This is a genomic window from Rhodanobacter aciditrophus, from assembly GCF_050026795.1.
Classification (GTDB): domain Bacteria; phylum Pseudomonadota; class Gammaproteobacteria; order Xanthomonadales; family Rhodanobacteraceae; genus Rhodanobacter_A.
The window spans coordinates 843,236-865,122 of record NZ_JALBWP010000012.1 but is presented as its reverse complement, the minus strand read 5'-3'; the positions used below and the strand labels follow the sequence as shown (position 1 = coordinate 865,122).

Below are 21,887 nucleotides of genomic sequence, written 5' to 3'. Positions count from 1 at the left end.
GGCTCAGCGGTCGAGCAGGCCGCGCACGGTGCCTACCACGTCGCCCACGGTGCGCACGTTCCTGAAATCCTCCGGCTTGATGCGCATGCCGGTCATTTCCTGTACCTGGATGGCCAGGTCCACCGCGTCGATGCTGTCCAGACCGAGATCGGCGAACAGGTGAGCGGAGGGCGTGATGCGCGCCGGCTCGATCTCGAAGGTGCCGTGCAGCACCTCGCGCAGGCGTTCGAGGATGTCCGTATCGCTGATGTCTGCCGCCAGGATGGTACTCATGTCGCGTTCTGCTCTCGTTGTTCCATGCGTATCGTGTTGCCTTCCGGGGCAGTCGTTCCGTGCGGGCCGGTCCGGCGTCGTCGGCGACGCCTAACCCGGACCGGCATCGGCGATGCCGGTTCTCCCCGACGAGTTGGTTCCCCTGTGCCGCGGACGCCGGCCTGGCCGGCGCGCCGCTACCCTGCGCAGTGTAACAGAGCCCCGTCGCGGCCCGGGCATGACGGACGACAGGGCGGGCGGCAACGAAAAGGCCGCCTTGCGGCGGCCTCTCGCTGGAACCTGGGCGGGGCAGGGGCCTCACTGTCCGCGCATGCGGCCCTGGAAGCGGGTGCCGCCGTTACCCATGTGCGGCAGCTTGATCTTGCCGATCGCGCTGATGCGCTCCTCGGCCAGGCGGTCGGCCGCCTTGTAGGTGGGCACATTCTGGGTCTTGCTGATCTCGAAGATGCGGCCCAGGTTGTAGTAGATCGTGCGCATCATGCGCATCGCGCGCTCACGGTTGTAGCCGTCGATCTCCAGCGATACGTTCATCACGCCGCCGGCGTTGACCGCGTAGTCCGGCGCGTACAGCACGCCGCGCCTCTGCAGCTCGTCGCCGATGGCGTCGGTGGCCAGCTGGTTGTTGGCCGCGCCGCAGATGATCTTGGCCTTGATGCGGTCGATGGTCTGCTCGTTGACGGTGCCGCCCAGCGCGCACGGCGAGTACACGTCGGCGTCGACGTCGTAGATCTCGTCCAGGCCCACCGCCTCGCAGCCCAACTCGTCGACGCAGCGCTGCACGGCGTCCTTGTTGATGTCGGTGACGAACACCTTGGCGCCCTGCTCGCGCAGCAGTTTGATGAACTCGCTGCCCACGTGGCCGCAGCCCTGCACGGCGAAGCTGTACTTGCCCACGTCCTCGTTGCCGTGCTTGAAGTGCAGCGCGGCCATCAGGCCCTGCAGGGTGCCGAACGCGGTGAACGGCGAGGGGTCGCCCGAGCCGCCGTGCACCTGGTGCACGCCGGTCACGTACTCGGTCTCGCGGAACACGTATTCCATGTCGTTGACGTCGATGCCCACGTCCTCGGCGGTGATGTAGCGGCCGTTGAGCGAGTTGACGAAGCGGCCGAACGCGCGGAACAGCGCCTCGGACTTGTCCTTCGACGGATCGCCGATGATCACCGCCTTGCCGCCGCCCAGGTTCAGGCCGGCCACCGCGTTCTTGTAGGTCATGCCGCGCGACAGGCGCAGCACGTCGTTCACGGCTTCCTGTTCGGTCTTGTACGGCCACATGCGCAGGCCGCCGAGCGCGGGGCCCAGCACCGTGTTGTGGATCGCGATGATGGCCTTCAGGCCGGCGTCCTTGTTGTGGCAGAAGACGACTTCTTCGTGACCCGTGTTGGCGATGGTTTCGAAAATCATTGGTACGGCGACTCCATGGAGAGGTGCCCGCAGGCATCTATGGACGACGGCATCGCAGCGATGGCCGCCGGGGGACTGCAACGACACGAATACGCCGCCCCGAACCGGTCGGTGCGGCGAACCAAGTCGAACATTCTAGTACGGCGGTCCGTGCGCGCCGTGCCGCGACGCAGCAAGGCGGGTCTGCACGCCCTGTTTTCAACATGAACGAATCATGAATGATTCCGGCGGGCGTGCCCGTCTTTCCCGCGCCGCTGCGCATTGGGTAGTGAGAGGAAACCTCGGCGGCGTCCGTCCCGCCGCACCTGCGCATGCCGGTGCGGTGCGCACCCCCGGGATCAGGCTCGACAGGGGAACCGCAGCGTGCGAGGCCATCGTGCGTCTTCGTCCTCCCCGCGGCAGTTCGCGTGCACGGCAAGCCGGCACCTTGCAATCAGGCAGTACCTACGTCCCGGGAGACATCGCATGGCCAAGCAGAGCAGTCAGAAGTTCATCGCGCGAAACCGCGCGCCGCGGGTGCAGATCGAGTACGACGTCGAGGTCTACGGCGCCCAGAAGAAGGTGCAGGTGCCGTTCGTGATGGGCGTGATGTCCGACCTGTCCGGCGCCAACAACGCCGAGTTGCCGGCGATCGAGGAACGCAAGGCGCTGGAGATCGACGTGGACAATTTCGACAGCCGCCTGCAGTCGATGAAGCCGCGCGTGTCCTTCGCCGTGCCGAACACGCTCACCGGCGAGGGCAATCTCAACGTGGACATCACGTTCGAGAGCATGGACGACTTCTCGCCCGCCGCGGTGGCCCGCAAGGTGGGCGCGGTAGCCAAGCTGCTGGAGGCGCGCACCCAGCTCGCCAACCTCGGCACCTACATGGACGGCAAGGCCGGCGCGGAGAAGCTGATCGCCCAGGCCATCAACGATCCGGCACTGCTGCAGTCGCTGGTGTCCGCACCCAAGCCCGGCGACGCCGGCAAGGACGGGGAGTAAGAACCATGGCAACCGAGAAACTGGCCGAACAGGGCGGTGAAGCCCAGACCCTGGTACCCGACGATTTCGCCGCGCTGCTCAGCAAGGAGTTCAAGCCCAAGAGCGACCGCGCGAAGGAAGAGGTGGAGTCCGCCGTCCGCACGCTCGCCGAGCAGGTGCTGAACAAGGCCGACATCGTCTCCGACGACGTCACCCAGACCATCAACGCCTACGTGGCCGAGCTGGACCGCAAGATCAGCGAACAGCTCAACCTGATCATGCACCATGCCGACTTCCAGAAGCTGGAAAGCGCCTGGCGCGGGCTGCACTACCTGGTCAACAACACCGAGACCGACACGCAGCTGAAGATCCGCGTGATGAACATCTCCAAGAAGGAGCTGGGCAAGACGCTGAAGCGCTACAAGGGCACGGCGTGGGACCAGAGCCCGATCTTCAAGAAGATGTACGAGGAAGAATACGGCCAGCTCGGCGGCGAGCCCTACGGCTGCCTGGTCGGCGACTACTACTTCGACCACAGCCCGCCCGACGTGGAGCTGCTCGCCGGCATCGGCCAGGTGGCCGCGGCGGCGCATGCGCCGTTCATCGCCTCGGCCAACCACACCCTGATGGGCATGGACAACTGGAACGAGCTGGCCAACCCGCGCGACCTGGCGAAGATCTTCTCCACGCCCGAATACGCCTCCTGGCGCTCGCTGCGCGAGTCGGACGACGCCAAGTACCTCGCGCTGGCCATGCCGCGCACGCTGGCGCGCCTGCCCTACGGCGCGAAGACGGACCCGGTGGAGGAGTTCGACTTCGAGGAAGACACCTCGGGTGCCGACTCGTCCAAGTACACCTGGCAGAACGCCGCCTACGCGATGGCGGTGAATATCAACCGCTCGTTCAAGGAATACGGCTGGTGCTCGCGCATCCGCGGCATCGAGTCGGGCGGCGCGGTGGAAGGCCTGCCGGTGCACACCTTCCCCAGCGACGACGGCGGCGTGGACATGAAGTGCCCCACCGAGATCGCGATCACCGACCGCCGTTCGGCCGAGCTGGACAAGATGGGCCTGATGCCGCTGGTCCACCGCAAGAACTCGGACATGGCCGCCTTCATCGGTGCGCAGTCGCTGGCCAAGCCGGAGGAGTACGACGATCCGGACGCCACCGCCAACGCGGCGCTGAGCTGCCGCCTGCCGTACATGTTCGCCTGCTGCCGCTTCGCGCATTACCTGAAGTGCATCGTGCGCGACAAGATCGGTTCGTTCTCCAGCCGCGAGTCGATGCAGAGCTGGCTGACGAACTGGATCATGCAGTACGTCGACGGCGATCCGACCAACTCCAGCGAACAGACCAAGGCGCGCAAGCCGCTGTCGGCGGCGGAGGTGGTGGTGGAGGAAGTTGAAGGGGCTCCGGGGTACTACACCTCGAAGTTCTACCTCAAGCCGCACTACCAGCTGGAAGGCCTCACCGTATCGCTGCGACTGGTGTCCCGGTTGCCGTCGGCGGCCAAGGCCTGACGAACGCCGGATGCGGGCGCGGCCGCCGATGGCTGCCGCGCCAGCGCCGGACGACATCGCGGGGAAAGTGGCGGCAAACACGTGGCAACCGGCCAGGGCGCAGCCCGGCCGGGCGGGTCAATTCATCAACAGGTGATCGAGGAGAAGGTTCATGGCATTCGACATGCACATCAAGTTCGGCAAGGGCAAGGTCGAGATCAAGGGGGCGTCCAACCACAAGGTGCACAAGGGCGACGTGCCGATCCTGGCGTGGTCGTGGGGTGTCAGCAACACCGGCGACCTGCACACCGGCGCGGGTTCGGCCAGCGGCGGCAAGGCGCACGTGCAGGACATTTCCCTCACCAAGTACGTGGACGGCTGCTCCAACGCGCTGCTCAACGCGTGCTGCACCGGTGCGCGCCTGGAGAACGCCTGGCTGTACGTCACCAACGCCACCGGCGAGCAGACCGACTTCCTCACCATCGAGTTGAGCGAGGGCGTGCTGGTCACCTCGCTGTCCACCGGCGGCAGCGGCGGCGAGGACAAGCTCACCGAGAACGTCACCCTGCACTTCGGCAAGTTCAAGTACTCGTTCCAGCCGCAGGACGACAAGGGCGGCAAGGACGGCGGCACCAAGGACTTCACCTACGACATCCAGCAGGTGGCCAGCGCCTGAGGCCGGCCAGCCTCTTGCAGTTCCTCGTTCCACCAACCCTCCACTAGCCGGGTATGTGCATGACCCCAGAGAACATGCTGAAAGAAGGCCGGTTGGACGAGGCGCTGCAAGGGCTGACCGCGCAGGTGCGCGGCAACCCTGCCGACGCGAAGGCGCGGGTGTTCCTGTTCCAGTTGCTGGCCGTGCTGGGGCAGTGGGAGCGGGCGCACAACCAGCTCAAGGTGAGCGGCGAGCTCGACCCGCTCAACACGCTGATGATGGAGGCCTACAGCCGTGCACTGGCCGGCGAACTGGAGCGGCAGCAGGTGATGGCCGGCACGCGCTCGCCGATGGTGATCGGCGAGCCCGCGCAATGGCTGGCGCTGCTGCTGCAGTCGCTGAAGCTGCAGGCCGAGGACCGGCATGCGCAGGCGCAACCCCTGCGCGAGCAGGCCTTCGAGCAGGCCGAGGCGGCCAGGGGCGAAATCGACGGCACGCCGTTCGAATGGATCGCCGACGCCGATCCGCGCTTCGGGCCGTGCCTGGAGATGATCGTCAACGGCGGCTACGCCTGGGTGCCGTTCACGCGCCTGAAAAAGCTGGTGTTCGAGGCGCCCTCCGACTTGCGCGACAAGGTGTGGGCGCCGGTGCAGGTGACCTGGAGCAACGGCGGCGAGGCGGTGGGCTTCGTGCCGTGCCGCTACCCCGGCTCCGAACGCGCGCAGGACAGCGAGCTGGTGCTGGCGCGGCGCACCGACTGGATCGACCTCGGCGGCGAGTGCTACGCCGGTTGCGGTCAGCGCATGCTGGCCACCGACGCCGGCGAGTACCCGCTGCTGGACATCCGCAGCATCGTCTTCGACGCGGCCTGAGACGATGGCCGAGCTGACCACCCAGGAGCGGCTGCAGCCCTCGCTGCTCGACCGGCTTACCGACGACGAGCCGGGCAAGGCCGACGAAAGCCGCGAGAAGCGGGTGATCTCCGCTTCGCGGCTGCGCGATTGCGTGACCCGCGACATGTCCTGGCTGCTCAACTGCGTGAACCTCGGATCGGAAGCGCTGGCGGACTACCCGGAGGTGGCGGGATCGGTGCTGAACTTCGGCATCCCCGATCTCACCGGTGCGGCGCTGTCCGGCGTCAAGGCCGACACGCTGCAGCGGCAGGTGCGCGACGCCATCCTCGCCTTCGAGCCGCGGCTGACCCCCGGCACCCTGCAGGTCACCGTGAAGGCGGACACCGTGCGCATGGACCGCCAGTCGCTGGTGTTCGACATCGCCTCGGAGATGTGGGCGCAGCCGATCCCGCTGAACCTGTACCTCAAGACCGAGGTGGACCTGGAGACCGGGCGGATCAACGTGTCGGAGAGCTTCGGCTGAGCGCCTGCCCATGATCTCCACGCACTCCGCCAACCCAAGCGCCGATGGCTTCGTGGGCAGGTCCTGACCATGGATCCGCGCCTGCTCCGCTACTACAACCGCGAGCTGCAGCACGTCCGCGAGATGGGCGGCGAATTCGCGCGCGAGTACCCCAAGATCGCCGGCCGCCTCGGCATGGAAGGCTTCGAGTGCGCCGATCCGTACGTGGAGCGCTTGCTGGAGGGCTTCGCGTTCCTCGCCGCGCGCATCCAGCTGAAGCTCGACGCGCAGCACCCGGTGTTCACCCAGCACCTGCTGGAGATGATCTACCCGCATTACCTCGCGCCGGTGCCGTCGATGGCGGTGGTGCAGCTGAATCCCGACACCAAGGAAAGCGCGCTCGCCACCGGTCCCGTGGTGGCACGGCAGACCGCGCTGCGCGGCCTCGCCGGCCACGACGAGCGCACCGCCTGCGAATACCGCACCGCGCACGACGTCGCGCTATGGCCGCTGGAGCTGGCCGAGGCCAAGTATTTCGAGACGCCGGCCGCACTCGCGGCCGCCGGCGTGCCGCTGCCGGCGGACCGCGCCGTACGCGCCGGCCTGCGCCTGAAGTTCACCGTCACCGCCGGTGTGCAGGCGAACATGCTGGCGCTGGACGAACTGCCGCTGTTCATCGCCGGCGCCGACGAACTGCCCAAGCGCCTGTACGAGCAACTGCTCGGGAACGCGGTGGGCTACCTGGTGCGCACGCCGGGAGCGGGCGGCCTGGTCAGCGAGTTCTTCGACGGACGCTGCATCCGCGACAAGGGTTTCGCCGACGACGAGGCGCTGCTGCCGTACACCGACCGCTCCTTCAGCGGCTACCGTCTGCTGCAGGAATACTTCGCCTGCCCGGAGCGCTTCCTGTTCGCGGTGTTCACGGGCCTGAAGGCGGTGCTGGCGCGCTCGTCGGCCTGCGAGTTCGAGATCGTGACGCTGTTCGACCGCAGCGTGAGCCGCCTGCACAACGCGGTGGACGCAGGCAACTTCCGGCTGTTCTGCACGCCGGCGATCAACCTGTTCCCGCGTCGCGCCGACCGCATCCACCTGCAGCAGGGGCGCGCCGAGTACCACATCCTGGCCGACCGCACCCGGCCGATGGATTTCGAGATCCACAGCGTCGCCGAGGTGGAAGGCTTCGGCGATCGCCAGGAGCCGGAGCAGCGCTTCCAGCCGTTCTACGGCAGTGACGAGCGCACCTGGCACAGCGGCGCGGCCGCGTTCTACACCATCCGCCGCGAGCCGCGCCTGCTGTCCTCGCGGCAGCGCCTGCAGGGTGCGCGCTCCAGCTACGTGGGCAACGAGGTGTTCATTTCGCTGGTCGATGCCAACGACGCGCCCTATGCCACGCAGCTGCGCCAGCTCGGCATGCGCCTGCTCTGCACCAACCGCGACCTGCCGCTGCAGATGCCGGTGGGCAAGTCGCGCACCGACTTCACCCTCGACACCGGCGCGCCCGTGGCCTCGATCCGTTGCGTGGCCGGCCCCACCAAGCCGCGTGCACCCACGGCCAACGGCGAAACCGCGTGGCGGCTGATCAGCCACCTGCAGCTCAACTACGTTTCGCTGCTGGGCGACAGCGGCGAGGAGGGCGCGGCGGCACTGCGCGAAATGCTCACCCTGTACAGCGACGAGTTCGACGCCGGCGCGCGCCGGCAGATCGAAGGCGTCAAGGCGGTGGCCGCGCAGCCGGTGGTGCGGCGCATCCCGGTGCCGGGCCCGATCAGCTTCGGCCGCGGGCTGGAGATCACGCTGACATGCGACGACGGCGCCTTCGAGGGCACCGGCGCCTTCCTGCTCGGCGCGGTGATGCAGCACTTCTTCGCGCGGCATGTCTCGGTGAATTCCTTCACCGAGACCGTGCTGCGCACCCTGGAACGCAACGAGGTGGCCCGATGGCCGGCCCGACTCGGCAAGCGCCAGATCCTGTAGCGCCGGCTCCCGTGGAGCTGGAGCGTGCGCTGCGGGAGCAGCCGGCGGGCTTCGAGTTCTTCGAGGCGCTGCGCCGGCTGGAATGCGCGCATCCCGACAGGCCGCGGCTGGGCGAATCCGCCAAGCCGGCGGAAGACGCCGTGCGCCTGTGCCACACGCCGTCGCTGGCGTTCCCGCCGCGCGATGTGGACCGTTTCGAACCGGCCGCCGGTGGGCGGCCCGCGCGGCTGCATGGCCTGTTCCTTGGTCTGTTCGGGCCGAACGCGCCGTTGCCGTTGCACCTGACCGAATACGCCATTGATCGCCAGCGCAACGCGAAGGATTCCACCCTGGTCGCGTTCGCCGACATCTTCCATCACCGCATGCTGAGCCTGTTCTACCGCGCCTGGGCCAGCGCGCAGCCCACCGTGCAGCTCGACCGTCCGGGCGAGGATCGCTTCCGCCTGTACATGGGCGCGCTGGTGGGCCTGTCCACGCGCGGGCTGGAAGCGCGCGACGCGCTGCCTGACCAGTACAAGCGCTTCTTTGCCGGGCGGTTGGTGGCGCAGGCACGCAATGCCGAAGGCCTGCGCAGCCTGCTGGAGCACTTCTTCCGCATACCCGTGCGCGTGCTGGAGTTCGTGGCGGGCTGGATGCGCCTGCCGCACGAGGCGCACCTGCGCCTGGGTGCCTCGCCCGAGGTGGCCGGCCTGGGCCGCACCGCGGTGCTGGGCGAATGCGTGTGGGGTTCGCAGCAGCGCTTCCGTCTGCGCCTGGGTCCGCTCAGCCGCGCGCAGTTCAACAACTTCCTGCCCGGCGGCGAGGCGCTGCGCCAGCTGGTGGCGGCGGTGAAGACCTACGTGGGCGAGGAAAAGGCCTGGGACGTGCAACTGGTGCTGCAACGCGCCGAGGTGCCGACCACCAGGCTGGGTCAGTCCGGGCGCATCGGGCTTTCCACCTGGATCGGCGAGCCGCGCCGGGATGCCGACGCGGATCACGTGATCCTGCGGCCGGTGGGCTAGGCGATGAACCGCACGAACGCCAGCGCCGTTTTCTTGAATTTCCATTCCGCCGATGGCGTGCGAGCGCAGCCATCGGTTCCACCGCAGGGGTAGATCCATGGCAGAAATCAGTCGCAGCGCGCTGTTCGGCAAGCTCAACAAGCTGGCGTACCGGGGCATCGAGAGCGCCACCGTGTTCTGCAAGTTGCGCGGCAATCCCTACGTGGAGCTGGTGCACTGGATCCACCAGATCCTGCAGCTGCAGGACTCGGACCTGCACCGCATCGTCAAGCAGTTCAACCTCAATCCCTCGAACCTGGCGCGTGACGTCACCGACGCGCTGGATCGCCTGCCGCGCGGCTCCACCAGCATCTCCGACCTCTCCAGCGACGTGGAGGAAGCGGTCGAGCGCGGCTGGGTTTTCGCCACCCTGATGTTCGGCGAGGCGCAGGTGCGTACCGGATACCTCATGGTGGGCGTGCTGCGCCTGCGCCACCTGCGCAACACGCTGCTCGGCGTGTCGAAGGAGTTCGAGAAGGTCAAGCCCGAGACCCTGGTGGAGAAGTTCGCCGAAGTGGTGGCCGGTTCGCCCGAGGACGGCCAGAGCGCCAGTGACGGCTTCAGGCTGGGCGGCGCCGCCGCGCCGGGCGAGGCCAGCGGCGCGATGGGCCCTGCGCAGATGGGCAAGCAGGAGGCGCTGCGCCAGTTCACCGTCGACCTCACCGAGCAGGCGCGCAGCGGCAAGATCGACCCCATCGTGGGCCGCGATGAGGAGATCCGCCAGGTGGTGGACATCCTGATGCGCCGCCGCCAGAACAACCCGATGCTGGTGGGCGAGGCCGGCGTGGGCAAGACCGCGGTGGTCGAGGGCTTCGCGTTGCGCATTGCGCGCGGCGACGTGCCGCCGCAGCTCAAGGACGTGGAGCTGCGCACGCTGGACGTGGGCCTGCTGCAGGCCGGCGCCAGCATGAAGGGCGAGTTCGAGAACCGCCTGCGCCAGGTGATCGAGGAAGTGCAGTCCTCGCCCAGGCCCATCATCCTGTTCATCGACGAGGCGCATACCCTGGTGGGCGCGGGCGGCGCGGCCGGTACCGGCGACGCCGCCAACCTGCTGAAGCCCGCCCTGGCGCGCGGCAACCTGCGCACCGTGGGCGCCACCACCTGGGCCGAATACAAGAAGCACATCGAGAAGGACCCCGCGCTTACCCGCCGCTTCCAGACCGTGCTGGTGGAGGAGCCGAGCGAGGAGAAGGGCATCCTGATGATGCGCGGCGTGGCCAGCGTGATGGAGAAGCACCACCGCGTGCAGATCCTCGACGAGGCGCTGGAGGCGGCGGTGAAGCTGTCGCACCGCTACATCCCCGCGCGCCAGTTGCCGGACAAGGCGGTGAGCCTGCTCGACACCGCCTGCGCGCGCGTCGCGGTGAGCCAGCACGCCGTGCCGCCCGAAGTGGACGACACCCGCAAGCGCATCGAGGCGCTGGAGACCGAACTCGCCATCATCGCCCGCGAAAAGAGCGTGGGCGTGGACGTGGCCGAGCGCGAGGCCTCGGCCAACGAGAAGCTCGCCACGCAGCAGGCGCGGCTGGCAAAACTCGAAGCCGACTGGCAGGCCGAGAAGGCCCTGGTCGAGCAGATCCTCGCCCTGCGCGCCCGGCTGCGCGGCGACGCCGCGCCGGTGGAAGGCACCGGCAGCAAGCTGGAGGCGGCCGCCAATGCCGAGGCGGAAGCCTCTCCCGAAGTGCCCGCGGGCCTCGGCGACGCCGAGCGCGCCGCCACGCTGGAGCAGCTCAAGGGACTGCAGGCGCAGCTCACCGAATTGCAGGGCGAGCATCCGCTGATCCTGCCGACCGTGGACTACACCGCGGTGGGCTCGGTGGTCGCCGACTGGACCGGCATCCCGGTGGGCCGCATGGTGCGCAGCGAGCTGGAAACGGTGATGAACCTCGCCAGCATCATGGGCAAGCGCGTGATCGGCCAGGACCACGCGATGGAGATGATCGCCAAGCGCATCCAGACCAGCCGCGCGGGCCTGGACAACCCGAACAAGCCGATCGGCGTGTTCATGCTCGCCGGCACCTCCGGCGTGGGCAAGACCGAGACCGCGCTGGCGCTGGCCGAGGCGCTGTACGGCGGCGAGCAGAACCTGATCACCATCAACATGAGCGAGTTCCAGGAGGCGCACACCGTCTCCACGCTCAAGGGCGCGCCTCCGGGCTACGTGGGCTACGGCGAAGGCGGCGTGCTCACCGAGGCGGTGCGCCGCAAGCCGTACTCCGTGGTGCTGCTGGACGAGGTGGAGAAGGCCCACCCCGACGTGCACGAGATCTTCTTCCAGGTGTTCGACAAGGGCGTGATGGAAGACGGCGAGGGCCGCTCCATCGACTTCAAGAACACCCTGATCCTGCTCACCACCAACGCCGGCACCGACATGATCGCCGGCCTGTGCAAGGACCCGGAGCTGATGCCGGAGCCCGAAGGCATCGCCAAGGCCCTGCGCGAACCGCTGCTGAAGATCTTCCCGCCGGCGCTGCTGGGGCGCCTGGTGACGATCCCGTACTACCCGCTGAGCGAAACGATGCTGGGCCAGATCGTCAAGCTGCAGCTGGGCCGCATCAAGAAGCGCATCGAGGCGCGCTACCGGATCCCGTTCGACTACGACGACGAGGTGGTGAAGCTGGTGGTGAGCCGCTGCACCGAGGGCGAATCGGGCGGGCGCATGATCGACGCGATCCTGACCAACACCATGCTGCCCGACGTATCGCGCGAGTTCCTCAATCGGATGATCGCGGGCGTGCCGGTGACGGGGGTGAAGGTGGGCGCCGGTGATGCAGGATTTTCGTATGCATTTGCCTGAGGCATGAAGGCGGACGCACCACGATTTTGTCGCCATCATCGCAGTTGGGCCGGAAATGGCTACTGCAAGTCGATGACGAAACCGGGGCTGTTCTCAATGCGGAATTTTCCGGAGCTCGGTAGAGAGATCAAATCCTTTTTCATCAAGCGAGGGCGCCAATGCCAGCACCAGATCTCAATCAACTGCAAGCGGGCCCGGAAGGGTTGCTTGATTGGCTGGACGGAAATCTCCTGATGTCAGGGCCGGTGCAGAACGTGCTGAACCCGCCGGGCACGGCATGGGCAACAATCTTGCCGCGACAGCCGATGTTTCCCGGCGGCCCGGCACCAGTCGCCGTGAATCGGTTTGGCGTGCCGATGGATGTGTTCGACCTGCGCAGCAACGGTGCCGGAGCCCATAACGGTGTGCCGGCCTACATCTGCAATTACACCGCCAACCAATATCATTCGGTAGACATCGGGAATGCTGCCGACTTCTGCTTCACGACCAACTTGAACGGTTGCACATTCGGCATCGGTCCGGTGGTCAACAACACGCGTCGCGTGACCCATTCGAACCACGGCGGAAACACCCTGCTGCAACGCGCCGATATCCAGGCAGCCAACGGTGTCGGCCCCAATCTGGCCGGAGTCACTCTGCTGGAGCCGGCGCAGTATCGACGGCTGGGCGGCGGTGGTGCGCTGCAGGCGACGGTTTTCGGCATAAGAAGCGGCATGAACTGGAGGTTCTACTTCCAGAGCTACACCGCGATCAACGGAACCAGTTTCCAGGTCCACGGCGTGTTCCCGATATGAAGGGTCGAGCGTGGCGTGGCGGAGGAAGCGGATCAAAAAAGTGACTGGACGGCTCCGGACCGACCGGGCCGGCAGGTGACCCAGCCCCGTTTCTAGGGAGTGGCTTATGGGCGACATTCATCGTTTTGCGGAACTCAAGAAATACTCGACGAAAACCTACGGCATGCACCAGTCGGCCATGATCGACAGCCTGTCGGGCAACGCCATGGTCGAGGTGGAAGTAGCGAACGATGTCGAGGGCGGCATGTGCGGAACGCTGGTTGTGTACTGGCTGAAGGAGATGCTTACCACGCGTCAGGACAGCTGGTTCCTCCCGCGGCACGTTTCGTTCATGGACAAGAAGGACGCCAAGCAGCAGACGCAGAAGTTCCACAACCTGATGGCCGGATTCCTTGCGCCGAAGCACGCGGAGTACCACAGGCTCAGGAAGAAGGGCGACAGCCGGCCCTGCCTGCTTATCCTGGCGCCCGACGTGCCGGGGAAGATGAGTGCCAAGGTGAAAGTGGACAGCATGGACATCAAAGACCTTGAGGCGTTCGGCTTCAAGGCGTCGCGCGGGTACTACGTGACACTCATTTGCGAGCACGCCCGGCATGCTGTCGGCATCTTCGGTCAGGCTGGGGGCAAGATCACGTTCTTTGACCCCAATGCCGGCGAATACGAGATCAGCGGCATCCAATGGGGGCATTTCATCGAGGTGTACAAGGAGATCATCGAAACCAAGACGAGCTGGGGGACGATCAAAAGCGTTCGGCTTTCCTCGGCACGCGTCGGTTGACCGCAGTCCAGTGGGTGGCACAGGCATTGGTGTGGGCGTCTTTCGCAGAGGTACCCGCCTCGATGGGTTGCAGGGTTGATGTTGGCAATGACAGTCGATTTGGAAGGCATGCGACATGCGAGATCTGACAAAAATCATCGCCTCGGACCTGGTGGGCGCCAGGACCAACAATCAGCTGCCGGTGCTGATGGCCGAGGGGTCGAAGGCGGGCGCGGTGGTCACCGTGGCGAATTCAGAGGCGATACGGGTGGCGATGGTTCCGACCGTGACCACTCAGATCCTGATCGTGGACATATCCGAGGACCATATCGAGCTGCTCAAGCTGGTCTTTGACTGGGCCAGCAAGGTGAAGGATGCCGAGGCCTGGCATGAAACGATCGGCAAGGAGTGCACACCCGCAAGCGCCCAGAAGTTCATCACTCTGGTAAAAAATGGCAGTTTCGATTCGCTGAAGGCGCGCCTGCCACACATCAAGTACCTCCATGACGATCTGTCGCGTGATGGCGTAGTGGAAAAAATTCGCGAAACACTTGGTGGCGAAGCGGTTGGTGTCATCTACGGCAGCAACATCGAGTTCTATCTTGGCAACGTGTGTTTCGGACAGTCCAAGGCGAGCAAGGAGCAGTTCCGGACGAACCTGCTCGGTCTTATGGGAAGCGACACGGTCTTGTTGCGGAGCGATTCGGTCTTCATGAAGAGCCATGTCGGTCGCAAGCAGGCGGAAGAGGCATGGTCACTCTGAGAATCGAAACGAGCTGCGGGAGGAGTCGAGGCGATGGGGCCGAAGAATTTGCTGTTGCATGACATCGAAGAGTACATGCGCACCTATATCACCCTGTGCAACAGTGCCGATTCCAATCTGGCGCATGGTGGCGGCACGGTGGTCCAGTACCTGCAGGGCGCCGGTTTCAACTACGGCAATCGCCATACCGAGGTCATGCTCACGGCGCCGCTGGTGCATGCATACTTCAATGTCGATCTCCCCGCGCGCAACACCGATATCTTTGGGTTTTCCCGGGACAGGGTTAAGGTCGAGATCGGGCCCGACGACGGCAGCAACACCGGCGTGCCGATGTACCTGATTCCATATCGCGAAGGCAACGCGCGCGGGGTCAAGCTGCCCAGCCAGGCGCAAGACGGTTTCGCGGAGGCGTTTGCCATCACCGCAGCGCAGGACGGCTGCACCTTCGAGGTATTCGGTTCTGCCGCCTCTCCCTATTGCTCGCATTCGAACTGCAAGGATCAGGCGTCACACCTGCGCCAAGGCAAGATGAAGGCGCGGGTGGACAAGCTGCACGCCCGTTTCCTGGCTGCGGAACAGGCGGTCAACGTTGGTTTCGCCATGCCGGCCGGACCGACGCGAGCGCAGTTCCAGAACTACAGCGATGACCGGGTTGCCCCGCCCGACGGTCCCATCCGGCAGGTGAACTATACGGACGGCGCCAAGATGGGCGTGCGCGCCATCTCCGATCAGGTCGTCAAAGGCAAACGGGTCGAAACCGGCGTGTTTTCGCACCGGCGCTATCACATCAAGCTCACCGACCAGTCCAAGCATGACGTGCTTGGGCCGCAAGTGGGCGCGGGTCAGGTGATCGCGCGTCGGCGCCAGGGTGTGTGGAGCTTCTACTACCAGGAGCACGCGGCGCTTTACTTCGACGTGGTGGCCGTCGACAAGGTGGGGCCCAAGGTGGAGCGCAAGCGCACCACGGTCTCGAGCCAGGCCGGCAAAGGGGCCGATGTCATCCTTTGTTCCGGACGGCTGTGGCCGACCCACACCGCGAACTATCTGGATCTGGACGACTACAACTAGCGATCCGTTGACGCAGCACCGCCCCAGCACGCGGGCGTGCAGGAACCGGCGGATGGAACCGGTGCCGCACCGGCCGAACGCATTGGCGCATGACAGGGATGATGTGCCAATTGCGCACTAATGCAGAACGGTGGCGGATTGGCTTCGCGGCGAAGCGGGACTGGGAGCGTGATCCATTCCCCGTCCGACGAGGGACGAATCGATGCCGGTGGATGCTGGATGGCGGGCTTCCGGACGCCGTGAACCGGATCAGTTGCGCTTTCTCGAAATGGAAACGGAATCGGCTTGTGTAATCGATCGATAGTCGTCGTGGGAGTCAGCACATTTTTATGTCCACCATTCCAAACCATGCAACCTGGATGGCACAGACCGAGTTGCGCATGAAGCCCCGCAGTTCCGAGCTGAAGAAGCTGGATGAGGCGATCAAGGCGCACGATCTGGCGAAGACGCCGGACAAGGTCAAGGCGGTGCGGCAGGCGCTGGCCGCGTGGAAACGCGCGAAGGGTGATGGCTGGAAGACGAGCGACCGCAACAGGGCGCCGAACTTCCCGCTCACCAACCTCAGCAAGGCGGTCTACGTGGATCTCAGGCTGCCGCCGGACGAAGTGGCGGCGCTGAAGTTCTGGGACGACTCGCGGCGCCGGAAGCTGCAGACCCTGTTCGAGGGAAAGCGGGTGGTGTTGCGTGTGGTGGACAGCCTTGCGCAGCTGCAGATGGCTCGCCGGGATCTCGCCGAGGCCGTGCAGGGCGCCAAGGCCACGGGTACGGGGGCGGTCAAGGCGGCGCTGCAGCCGGAGGTGACCCAGGCTGTCAACGACATGTTCGGCACGCAGATTGCGACGCTGAAGGATTTCGCAGCGCAGGCCGTGGCCGAGACCGGGACGGCCGGGATCATCCAGGCGATCGACCACGTGGCCAGCATGCTGCCGATCATCAGCCTGGTGGCGGATGGCGGCAAGATGCTCTCCCAATGGGGCATGGCCATCTACAAGGGCTACAAGCAGTACGAAACGTCCACGCACGGCTTCGCCATCGCCAGTGGCGATCCGGCGGCGGCGTTCGCCGCGGTACAGACCCTGTTGGCCCGGGAGACGGCGAACCAGGTCGCGAAGGCTTCGATAACCTCGGCTGCGTTTGCCGCGAACACCGCATTGCATGCGGCGAAGGGGGCGGGCGCGGTGCTGGCGCCGGCGGTAGGGGCGGCCAAGGCGGCGGCGAACGCGACGCGAGTCATCGCCAAGTTCGCCATCGAGTTCCGCGAGACCGTGATGGTCAACAAGGTGCTGAAGAATCCGGAGCTGCTGGATCTGCGGGCGTTCAAGACGTGCCCCTTGCTTGGCGCCTACATGCTGGTGTGCTCGGATACCTCGGACCTGGTGGCCATGCTGTTCGACGAATTCGGCCAGGCCGGCTGGATGGAGGACATCGAGCTGCTGATCAGGAAGCATATTCACCCGGTGCAGGACCGGGCGGCGGACCTGGTGCAAGGCTCGCCCTTCGTCATCAGCGGTGTGCCGATCCATCGGCCCGTGCGCAGTACGCTGAGCGTGGGCAGCATGCTCAGCAATTTCCTTTGAACCGGATCAAGCCGGAGAGTGTCCGCCATGCAACCCGCCGCCCGCCTCACCGACATGCACGTCTGCCCCATGGTCACGCCCGGGGTTCCGCCCATTCCGCACGTGGGCGGGCCGATCGCGTCGCCGGGGGCGCCCACGGTGCTGATTGGCGGCCTGCCGGCGGCGCGGCTGGGCGATATGGCGGTATGCGTGGGGCCGCCGGACAGCGTCGTCATGGGCTCGCCCACGGTGCTGATCGGTGGCCAGCCGGCGGCGCGGCTGGGCGACTCCTGCGCGCACGGCGGCACCATCGTGCTGGGCTGTTTCACCGTGCTGATCGCGTGAGCAGGCGCATGAACCGCGATCCGGCACAGGTCGTCGTCCGTCCAGCGGCTGCACGCGCGGCGGTGCCGGAGTGGCGCGCGTTGCTGCAGCGGGCGATGCAGGCGCACCAGGCCGAGGATCTCGACGCGGCCGAGCAGCTGTACCGCGAGGTGCTGGAGCTGCGCGTGGCGCAGCCCGACGCGCTGCATTACCTGGGCGTGCTGTGCCACCAGCGCGGGCGCAGCGACGAGGGTGTGGAGCTGATCCGCACCGCGCTGCAGGTCACGCCGCAGCATCCGGATGCGCACAACAACATGGGCAACATCCACAAGGAGTGCGGTCGGCTGCGCGAGGCGGAGGCCTGCTACCGCAAGGCGCTGGGGTGCGGCCCGCAGCACCACAACGCCTTGAGCAACCTGGCCGTGGTGCTGGAGGCGCAGGAGCGGCCGCAGGAGGCGCTCGAGGCCTACGAAAGGCTGCTGCGGCAGGCGCCGCGCTTCGCGCAGGGGCACTACCTGCTGGGACTGCTCCTGCGCAACAACGCGCAGGGCATCGAACACATCGAACAGTCGGTGGAATGCTTCCGCGCCGCCTGTGCGCTGGAGCCGCGTTTCGTGCAGGCGCTGGAGGCGCTGAGCGTGTCGTTGTATGTGCTGGGCCGCACCGACGAGGCCGTGCAGGTGTATCGCGACTGGCTGGTGCGCGAACCGGACAACCCGATTCCGCGCCACATGCTGGCCGCCTGCGGCGGCGCGGAGGCGCCGCAGCGCGCGGGCGACGCCTACGTGCGCGACATCTTCGACCGCTTTGCCGACAGCTTCGACGAACAGCTGCTGCAGAACCTGGACTACCGTGCGCCGCAGGTGCTGGCGGATGCGCTGGCGCAGGTGCTGCCGCCGCCCGCCGCCGCGCTCGACGTGCTGGATGCCGGTTGCGGCACGGGCCTCTGCGCGCCGCTGCTGCGCCCGCATGCACGCCGGCTGGCGGGCGTGGACCTTTCCGGTGGCATGGTGGAGAAGGCACGCCAGCGCGGGGGCTACGACGCGTTGCGCGTGGCGGAACTCACTGCGTACCTGCAGGAGCAGCCTGCGGCCTGGGACGTGGTGCTCTCGGCCGATACCCTGGTGTACTTCGGCGAGCTGGGCCCGGTGCTGGCCGCGGCCCATGCGGCGCTGCGGCCGGGCGGCTGGCTGGCTTTCTCGCTGGAGGCGAAGGAGGGCGACGAGGACCGGGTGGAACTGACCGCCAGCGGCCGCTATCGCCACTCGCGCGCCCACGTGATGCAGGCGCTGGAGCGCTCGGGTTTCCGCGATATCCGCATTGCCGGGGACAGCCTGCGCAAGGAGTTCGGGCAGCCGGTGCGCAGCTGGGTGGTGCTGGCATGCCGCGATGGCGATGCGGGGCCGGCAACCAGGGCGTGGACGGCGTGAGCATGTCCGGCGCCCCGGCCATCGAAGCGGCTTCCCGGCGCGAATGGCCGCGCTGGAAAAGCGACTGCAGCGGCTTCGTCCATGCGGTGGCCGCCGATCTCGGCATCGCCATCGCGGGCAACGCCAACGCGATGGTCGATGCGATGGGCGCCAAGGCGAACGGCTGGATCGACCTGGGACACGACCCGGCGCTGGCGATCGGTTACGCCAACCGCGGCTACTTCGTGGTTGCCGGGCTCAAGGCGGGCGGGCACGGGCATGTCGTGGTGATCGTGCCCACGCCGCCGGGCAGCCGCTATCCGCTGGGCTACTGGGGGCGCCTGGGTGGCGTGGGGCGGGAGAAGACGGGGATCAACTGGTCGTGGAATCATCGCGACCTGCCCAGGGTCGACTATTACGCGAAGCCCGTGCCGGAGCGGCATTGATGCGAGTGATCCATGGCGTGCTGACCCTTGCCCTGGCGCTGGTTCCGGCCGTCGCCGGCGCCTGCTGCCAGCTGACGCCCATGGGCATCGTCGGCGGCATCGGCCGGCTGGGCGAGCTGTCGGTGGCGTTCGGCGCGGCCGACGACCCGCAGCACCCCACCGCGTGGCAGGGGCCCTTGCGGATCGCGACCGGCGCCGCGCCCCCCTGCACGGTCAGCGACGAGGTGGCCATCGTCGAGGCTCCCGTGCTGCTCGGCGACGGCATTCTTTACGTGCCGACCTATTCGGGCAGCAACAACCGCCTCTACGCGGTGGACACCCGAAGCTGCCGCGTGCTGTGGCGGAGCCGCCGTTTCACCGGGCCGACGCGCCTGGAAAACGGCCATCTCACGATCGGCGGCCGGCGGGTGCCGCTGGATCGGCGGTGCCGCCCGGGCGGCATCACGAAGGATCCCCGCTAGGTCCGGCCGCGGGCCGATGCGCGACGCCGGCCGTGCCGCCGCGCCGTCCCGGCCAGCCATGCAATGGAAAAGCCATGCCGGTCAGCCGCTTGGGCCGCCGGGCGGACGGGTTTGCCGGGACATGACCCGAAATGCCGCCCGATTGCGCATTACAGGGGGAGGAGTTCCTATGCCGCTCGCCGTCCGCCGTCCACCCCATCCGCCTGCCCGCACGGCCGCCGCTCCCGTGGCGTCTCCGCGCGCTCCGGCCGTGCCGCGCGAGCGGCCGCGCCGCGTTGGTGGCGACGCCCTGCGGGAGGGGTGCCGCCACGGGCGCCCATCGCCGTTGCCCGGGAGCGTAGTCGCATGAGCGATCCCATCACGATCACTTCCAGCAAGTGCGACAACCTGCTGTTCGTCGGCATGAGCGCGGACGAGGAACTGGGCGAGCTGTTCCGCTTCGAGCTGCAGTTCGAGAGCGAGGACGCGGCCATCGACCTCACGTCGCTGCTGGGCTCGTCGATGACCGTGACGCTGACGCTGGCGGACGGCTTCACGCGCCATTTCAACGGCATGGTCTGCGAGGCGTCGCAGACCGGCGTCGCCACCGTCGACACGCTGGTGTACGCGCAATATGCCGTCACGCTGGTGCCCAGGCCGTGGCTGCTGGAACAGATCGTCGACTGCCGCATCTTCACGGAGATGACCGCCCCGGACATCATCCAGAAGCTGCTGGAGGAATCCGGCTACACCGACGTGAAGAACAGCCTCACCGGCAACTACGCCCAGCGCGACTACTGCGTGCAGTACCGCGAGGATTGCCTGGCCTTCATCCATCGCCTGATGGAGCAGGAGGGCATCTACTACTACTTCACCCACGACAGCAGCAAGCACACCATGGTGCTGGCCGACGGCGTGGGCGCGCACAGTGCCGCGGACGCGTTCAAGAAGGTGCCGTTCGCGGCCGGCGCGGGCGGCGCGCTGGGCAGGGCAGCGACCATCGCCAGCTTCGGGGCGGTGCGCGGCGTGGACGGCGCCACCTTCAAGCTGACCGACTACAACCCGCTCACGCCCAAGGCCTCGCTGCTGTCCTCGCACACCAGCGACGGCAACCAGCCGGCGACGACCTTCAGCGCCTTCGATTTTCCCGGCGCGCACGCGGACACCGGCGTGGGCCAGCACTACGCCAGCGTGCGCGCCGAGGCGCTGACCGCCGCGCGCTCCGGCTACCACGGCTCCACCGATGCCTGCGGCGCGGAGGCCGGCAACCTGTTCACGCTGAGCGACTACCCGCGCAAGGAGCTCAACCAGGAATACCTGCTCACCGCCACCCAGTGCTACCTGCGCGGCGGCGGTCATGCCTCGGGCGGCGGCCAGGCGCTCGAGTTCCAGTGCCAGTTCCGCGCATTGCCCAGCAGCGTTCCCTTCCGCAAGGCGATCATCACGGCGAAGCCGAAGATCGTCGGCCTGCAGACCGCCATCGTCACCGGCAGCGATACCGACGAGGACATCGCCGTCGACCAGTACGGCCGGGTGCAGGTGAACTTCCACTGGAACATGCCGGACAAGGCGAACGCGAAGTGCTCCTGCCCGGTGCGCGTGGCCTCGCCGTGGGCCGGCAAGGGCTGGGGCGCGGTGAGCATCCCGCGCGTGGGCCAGGAGGTGGTGGTGAGCTTCCTCGAAGGCGATCCCGACCGGCCGCTGATCATCGGCAGCGTCTACAACGCCACGAACACCGTGCCCTACGGGCTGCCCGACAACAAGACGCAGAGCGGCATCAAGAGCCGCAGCCTGCTCGGCGGCACGGACGATTGCAACGAGCTGCGCTTCGAGGACAAGCAGGGCAGCGAGGACTTCTTCATCCACGCGCAGAAGGACATGCACGAGGAAGTAGAGAACGACCACGTGGTGACGATCGACCACGACGAGACGGTGGAGGTGAAGCACGACCAGACGCTCACCGTCGACAACGACCAGACCGAGACGATCAAGCACGACCGCAAGGTCACCGTGCAGAACGACGACAAGCTCGACGTCACCGCCAACGGCACCACCAGCATCGGCCAGAAGTTCAAGCTCAGCGCAGGCACCCAGATCGACCTGGTGTGCGGCGCCGCCAGCATCACCCTGAAGAGCTCGGGCGACGTCGAGATCAAGGGCGTCAACATCAAGATCACCGGCGACGCCACGGTGAAGATGGCAGGCCAGGCCTCGGTGGACATCGGTGCCGGCGCCAGTGTGAAGGTGCACTCGGACGCGACGATGAGCGTGGAGGGGGGCGCGATGACCACGGTGAAGGGGCCGATGCTGCAGCTGACCGGCGACGGGATGGCGAAGCTGGGCGGCGGCATCACCATGATCGGCTGAGGAGG

General features: G+C 66.9%; 20 protein-coding genes. 18 read left to right on the top strand and 2 right to left on the bottom strand.

Annotated features, from left to right (window positions below; all coding sequences use genetic code 11):
- Positions 1 to 3: 3 nt before the first annotated feature.
- Both ACQGNW_RS17010 and ACQGNW_RS17005 read right to left on the bottom strand, forming a co-directional pair.
- Positions 4 to 273 carry an acyl carrier protein gene (locus ACQGNW_RS17010; RefSeq protein WP_426664560.1) on the bottom strand — a complete coding sequence of 90 codons (270 nt, stop codon included), beginning with the start codon at positions 271 to 273 and terminating at the stop codon, positions 4 to 6.
- A 297-nt stretch (positions 274 to 570) separates the two neighbouring features.
- Positions 571 to 1,674 carry a Glu/Leu/Phe/Val dehydrogenase dimerization domain-containing protein gene (locus tag ACQGNW_RS17005; RefSeq protein ID WP_426664558.1) on the bottom strand — a complete coding sequence of 368 codons (1,104 nt, stop codon included), beginning with the start codon at positions 1,672 to 1,674 and terminating at the stop codon, positions 571 to 573.
- 465 nt (positions 1,675 to 2,139) lie between these two features.
- Between ACQGNW_RS17005 and tssB the strand changes: the two genes are divergently transcribed.
- The 18 genes from tssB to ACQGNW_RS16915 all read left to right on the top strand — a co-directional run bounded on the left by tssB (position 2,140) and on the right by ACQGNW_RS16915 (position 21,882).
- On the top strand, positions 2,140 to 2,658 hold the full coding sequence (gene tssB, locus ACQGNW_RS17000) for a type VI secretion system contractile sheath small subunit (protein WP_426664556.1): 519 nt from the start codon (positions 2,140 to 2,142) through the stop codon (positions 2,656 to 2,658).
- A 5-nt stretch (positions 2,659 to 2,663) separates the two neighbouring features.
- Positions 2,664 to 4,157 carry a type VI secretion system contractile sheath large subunit gene (gene tssC / locus ACQGNW_RS16995; RefSeq protein WP_426664554.1) on the top strand — a complete coding sequence of 498 codons (1,494 nt, stop codon included), beginning with the start codon at positions 2,664 to 2,666 and terminating at the stop codon, positions 4,155 to 4,157.
- 151 nt (positions 4,158 to 4,308) lie between these two features.
- Entirely contained in the window at positions 4,309 to 4,812 is a 504-nt protein-coding gene (locus ACQGNW_RS16990; protein ID WP_426664552.1) for an Hcp family type VI secretion system effector, read from the top strand.
- A gap of 53 nt (positions 4,813 to 4,865) precedes the next feature.
- On the top strand, positions 4,866 to 5,663 hold the full coding sequence (locus ACQGNW_RS16985; RefSeq protein ID WP_426664550.1) for a type VI secretion system accessory protein TagJ: 798 nt from the start codon (positions 4,866 to 4,868) through the stop codon (positions 5,661 to 5,663).
- Positions 5,664 to 5,667: 4 nt separating this feature from the next.
- Positions 5,668 to 6,168, top strand: coding sequence for a type VI secretion system baseplate subunit TssE (tssE, locus tag ACQGNW_RS16980; RefSeq protein ID WP_426664548.1), 501 nt, complete (start codon positions 5,668 to 5,670; stop codon positions 6,166 to 6,168).
- Between the two features lie 69 nt (positions 6,169 to 6,237).
- A complete protein-coding gene (gene tssF, locus ACQGNW_RS16975) occupies positions 6,238 to 8,121 on the top strand; it encodes a type VI secretion system baseplate subunit TssF (protein ID WP_426664546.1) in 1,884 nt (627 codons plus the stop codon).
- Positions 8,085 to 9,122 (top strand): type VI secretion system baseplate subunit TssG, encoded by a 1,038-nt coding sequence (tssG, locus tag ACQGNW_RS16970; protein ID WP_426664544.1) that lies wholly within the window; start codon positions 8,085 to 8,087, stop codon positions 9,120 to 9,122. The genes tssF and tssG overlap by 37 nt, the downstream gene beginning before the upstream one ends.
- A 97-nt stretch (positions 9,123 to 9,219) precedes the next feature.
- Positions 9,220 to 11,958: a type VI secretion system ATPase TssH gene (gene tssH / locus ACQGNW_RS16965; protein WP_426664542.1), complete on the top strand. Its 2,739-nt coding sequence runs from the start codon at positions 9,220 to 9,222 to the stop codon at positions 11,956 to 11,958.
- A 158-nt stretch (positions 11,959 to 12,116) separates the two neighbouring features.
- Entirely contained in the window at positions 12,117 to 12,752 is a 636-nt protein-coding gene (locus tag ACQGNW_RS16960; protein ID WP_426664540.1) for a hypothetical protein, read from the top strand.
- Between the two features lie 106 nt (positions 12,753 to 12,858).
- Positions 12,859 to 13,530 (top strand): hypothetical protein, encoded by a 672-nt coding sequence (locus tag ACQGNW_RS16955; RefSeq protein WP_426664538.1) that lies wholly within the window; start codon positions 12,859 to 12,861, stop codon positions 13,528 to 13,530.
- A gap of 115 nt (positions 13,531 to 13,645) precedes the next feature.
- Positions 13,646 to 14,272 carry a hypothetical protein gene (locus ACQGNW_RS16950; protein ID WP_426664536.1) on the top strand — a complete coding sequence of 209 codons (627 nt, stop codon included), beginning with the start codon at positions 13,646 to 13,648 and terminating at the stop codon, positions 14,270 to 14,272.
- Between the two features lie 54 nt (positions 14,273 to 14,326).
- Positions 14,327 to 15,340, top strand: coding sequence for a hypothetical protein (locus ACQGNW_RS16945; protein WP_426664534.1), 1,014 nt, complete (start codon positions 14,327 to 14,329; stop codon positions 15,338 to 15,340).
- 380 nt (positions 15,341 to 15,720) lie between these two features.
- The gene (locus ACQGNW_RS16940; RefSeq protein WP_426664532.1) at positions 15,721 to 16,917 is read left to right on the top strand and encodes a hypothetical protein; all 1,197 of its coding nucleotides are present in this window, start codon (positions 15,721 to 15,723) and stop codon (positions 16,915 to 16,917) included.
- 27 nt (positions 16,918 to 16,944) lie between these two features.
- Positions 16,945 to 17,241: a PAAR domain-containing protein gene (locus ACQGNW_RS16935; protein WP_426664530.1), complete on the top strand. Its 297-nt coding sequence runs from the start codon at positions 16,945 to 16,947 to the stop codon at positions 17,239 to 17,241.
- A gap of 95 nt (positions 17,242 to 17,336) precedes the next feature.
- The gene (locus ACQGNW_RS16930) at positions 17,337 to 18,650 is read left to right on the top strand and encodes a class I SAM-dependent DNA methyltransferase (RefSeq protein WP_426664788.1); all 1,314 of its coding nucleotides are present in this window, start codon (positions 17,337 to 17,339) and stop codon (positions 18,648 to 18,650) included.
- 2 nt (positions 18,651 to 18,652) lie between these two features.
- Positions 18,653 to 19,075 carry a hypothetical protein gene (locus ACQGNW_RS16925; RefSeq protein ID WP_426664528.1) on the top strand — a complete coding sequence of 141 codons (423 nt, stop codon included), beginning with the start codon at positions 18,653 to 18,655 and terminating at the stop codon, positions 19,073 to 19,075.
- 17 nt (positions 19,076 to 19,092) lie between these two features.
- The gene (locus ACQGNW_RS16920) at positions 19,093 to 19,536 is read left to right on the top strand and encodes a PQQ-binding-like beta-propeller repeat protein (RefSeq protein ID WP_426664526.1); all 444 of its coding nucleotides are present in this window, start codon (positions 19,093 to 19,095) and stop codon (positions 19,534 to 19,536) included.
- Between the two features lie 345 nt (positions 19,537 to 19,881).
- Positions 19,882 to 21,882, top strand: a complete 2,001-nt coding sequence (locus tag ACQGNW_RS16915; RefSeq protein WP_426664524.1) for a type VI secretion system Vgr family protein — start codon at positions 19,882 to 19,884, stop codon at positions 21,880 to 21,882.
- The last annotated feature ends 5 nt before the right edge of the window (positions 21,883 to 21,887 follow it).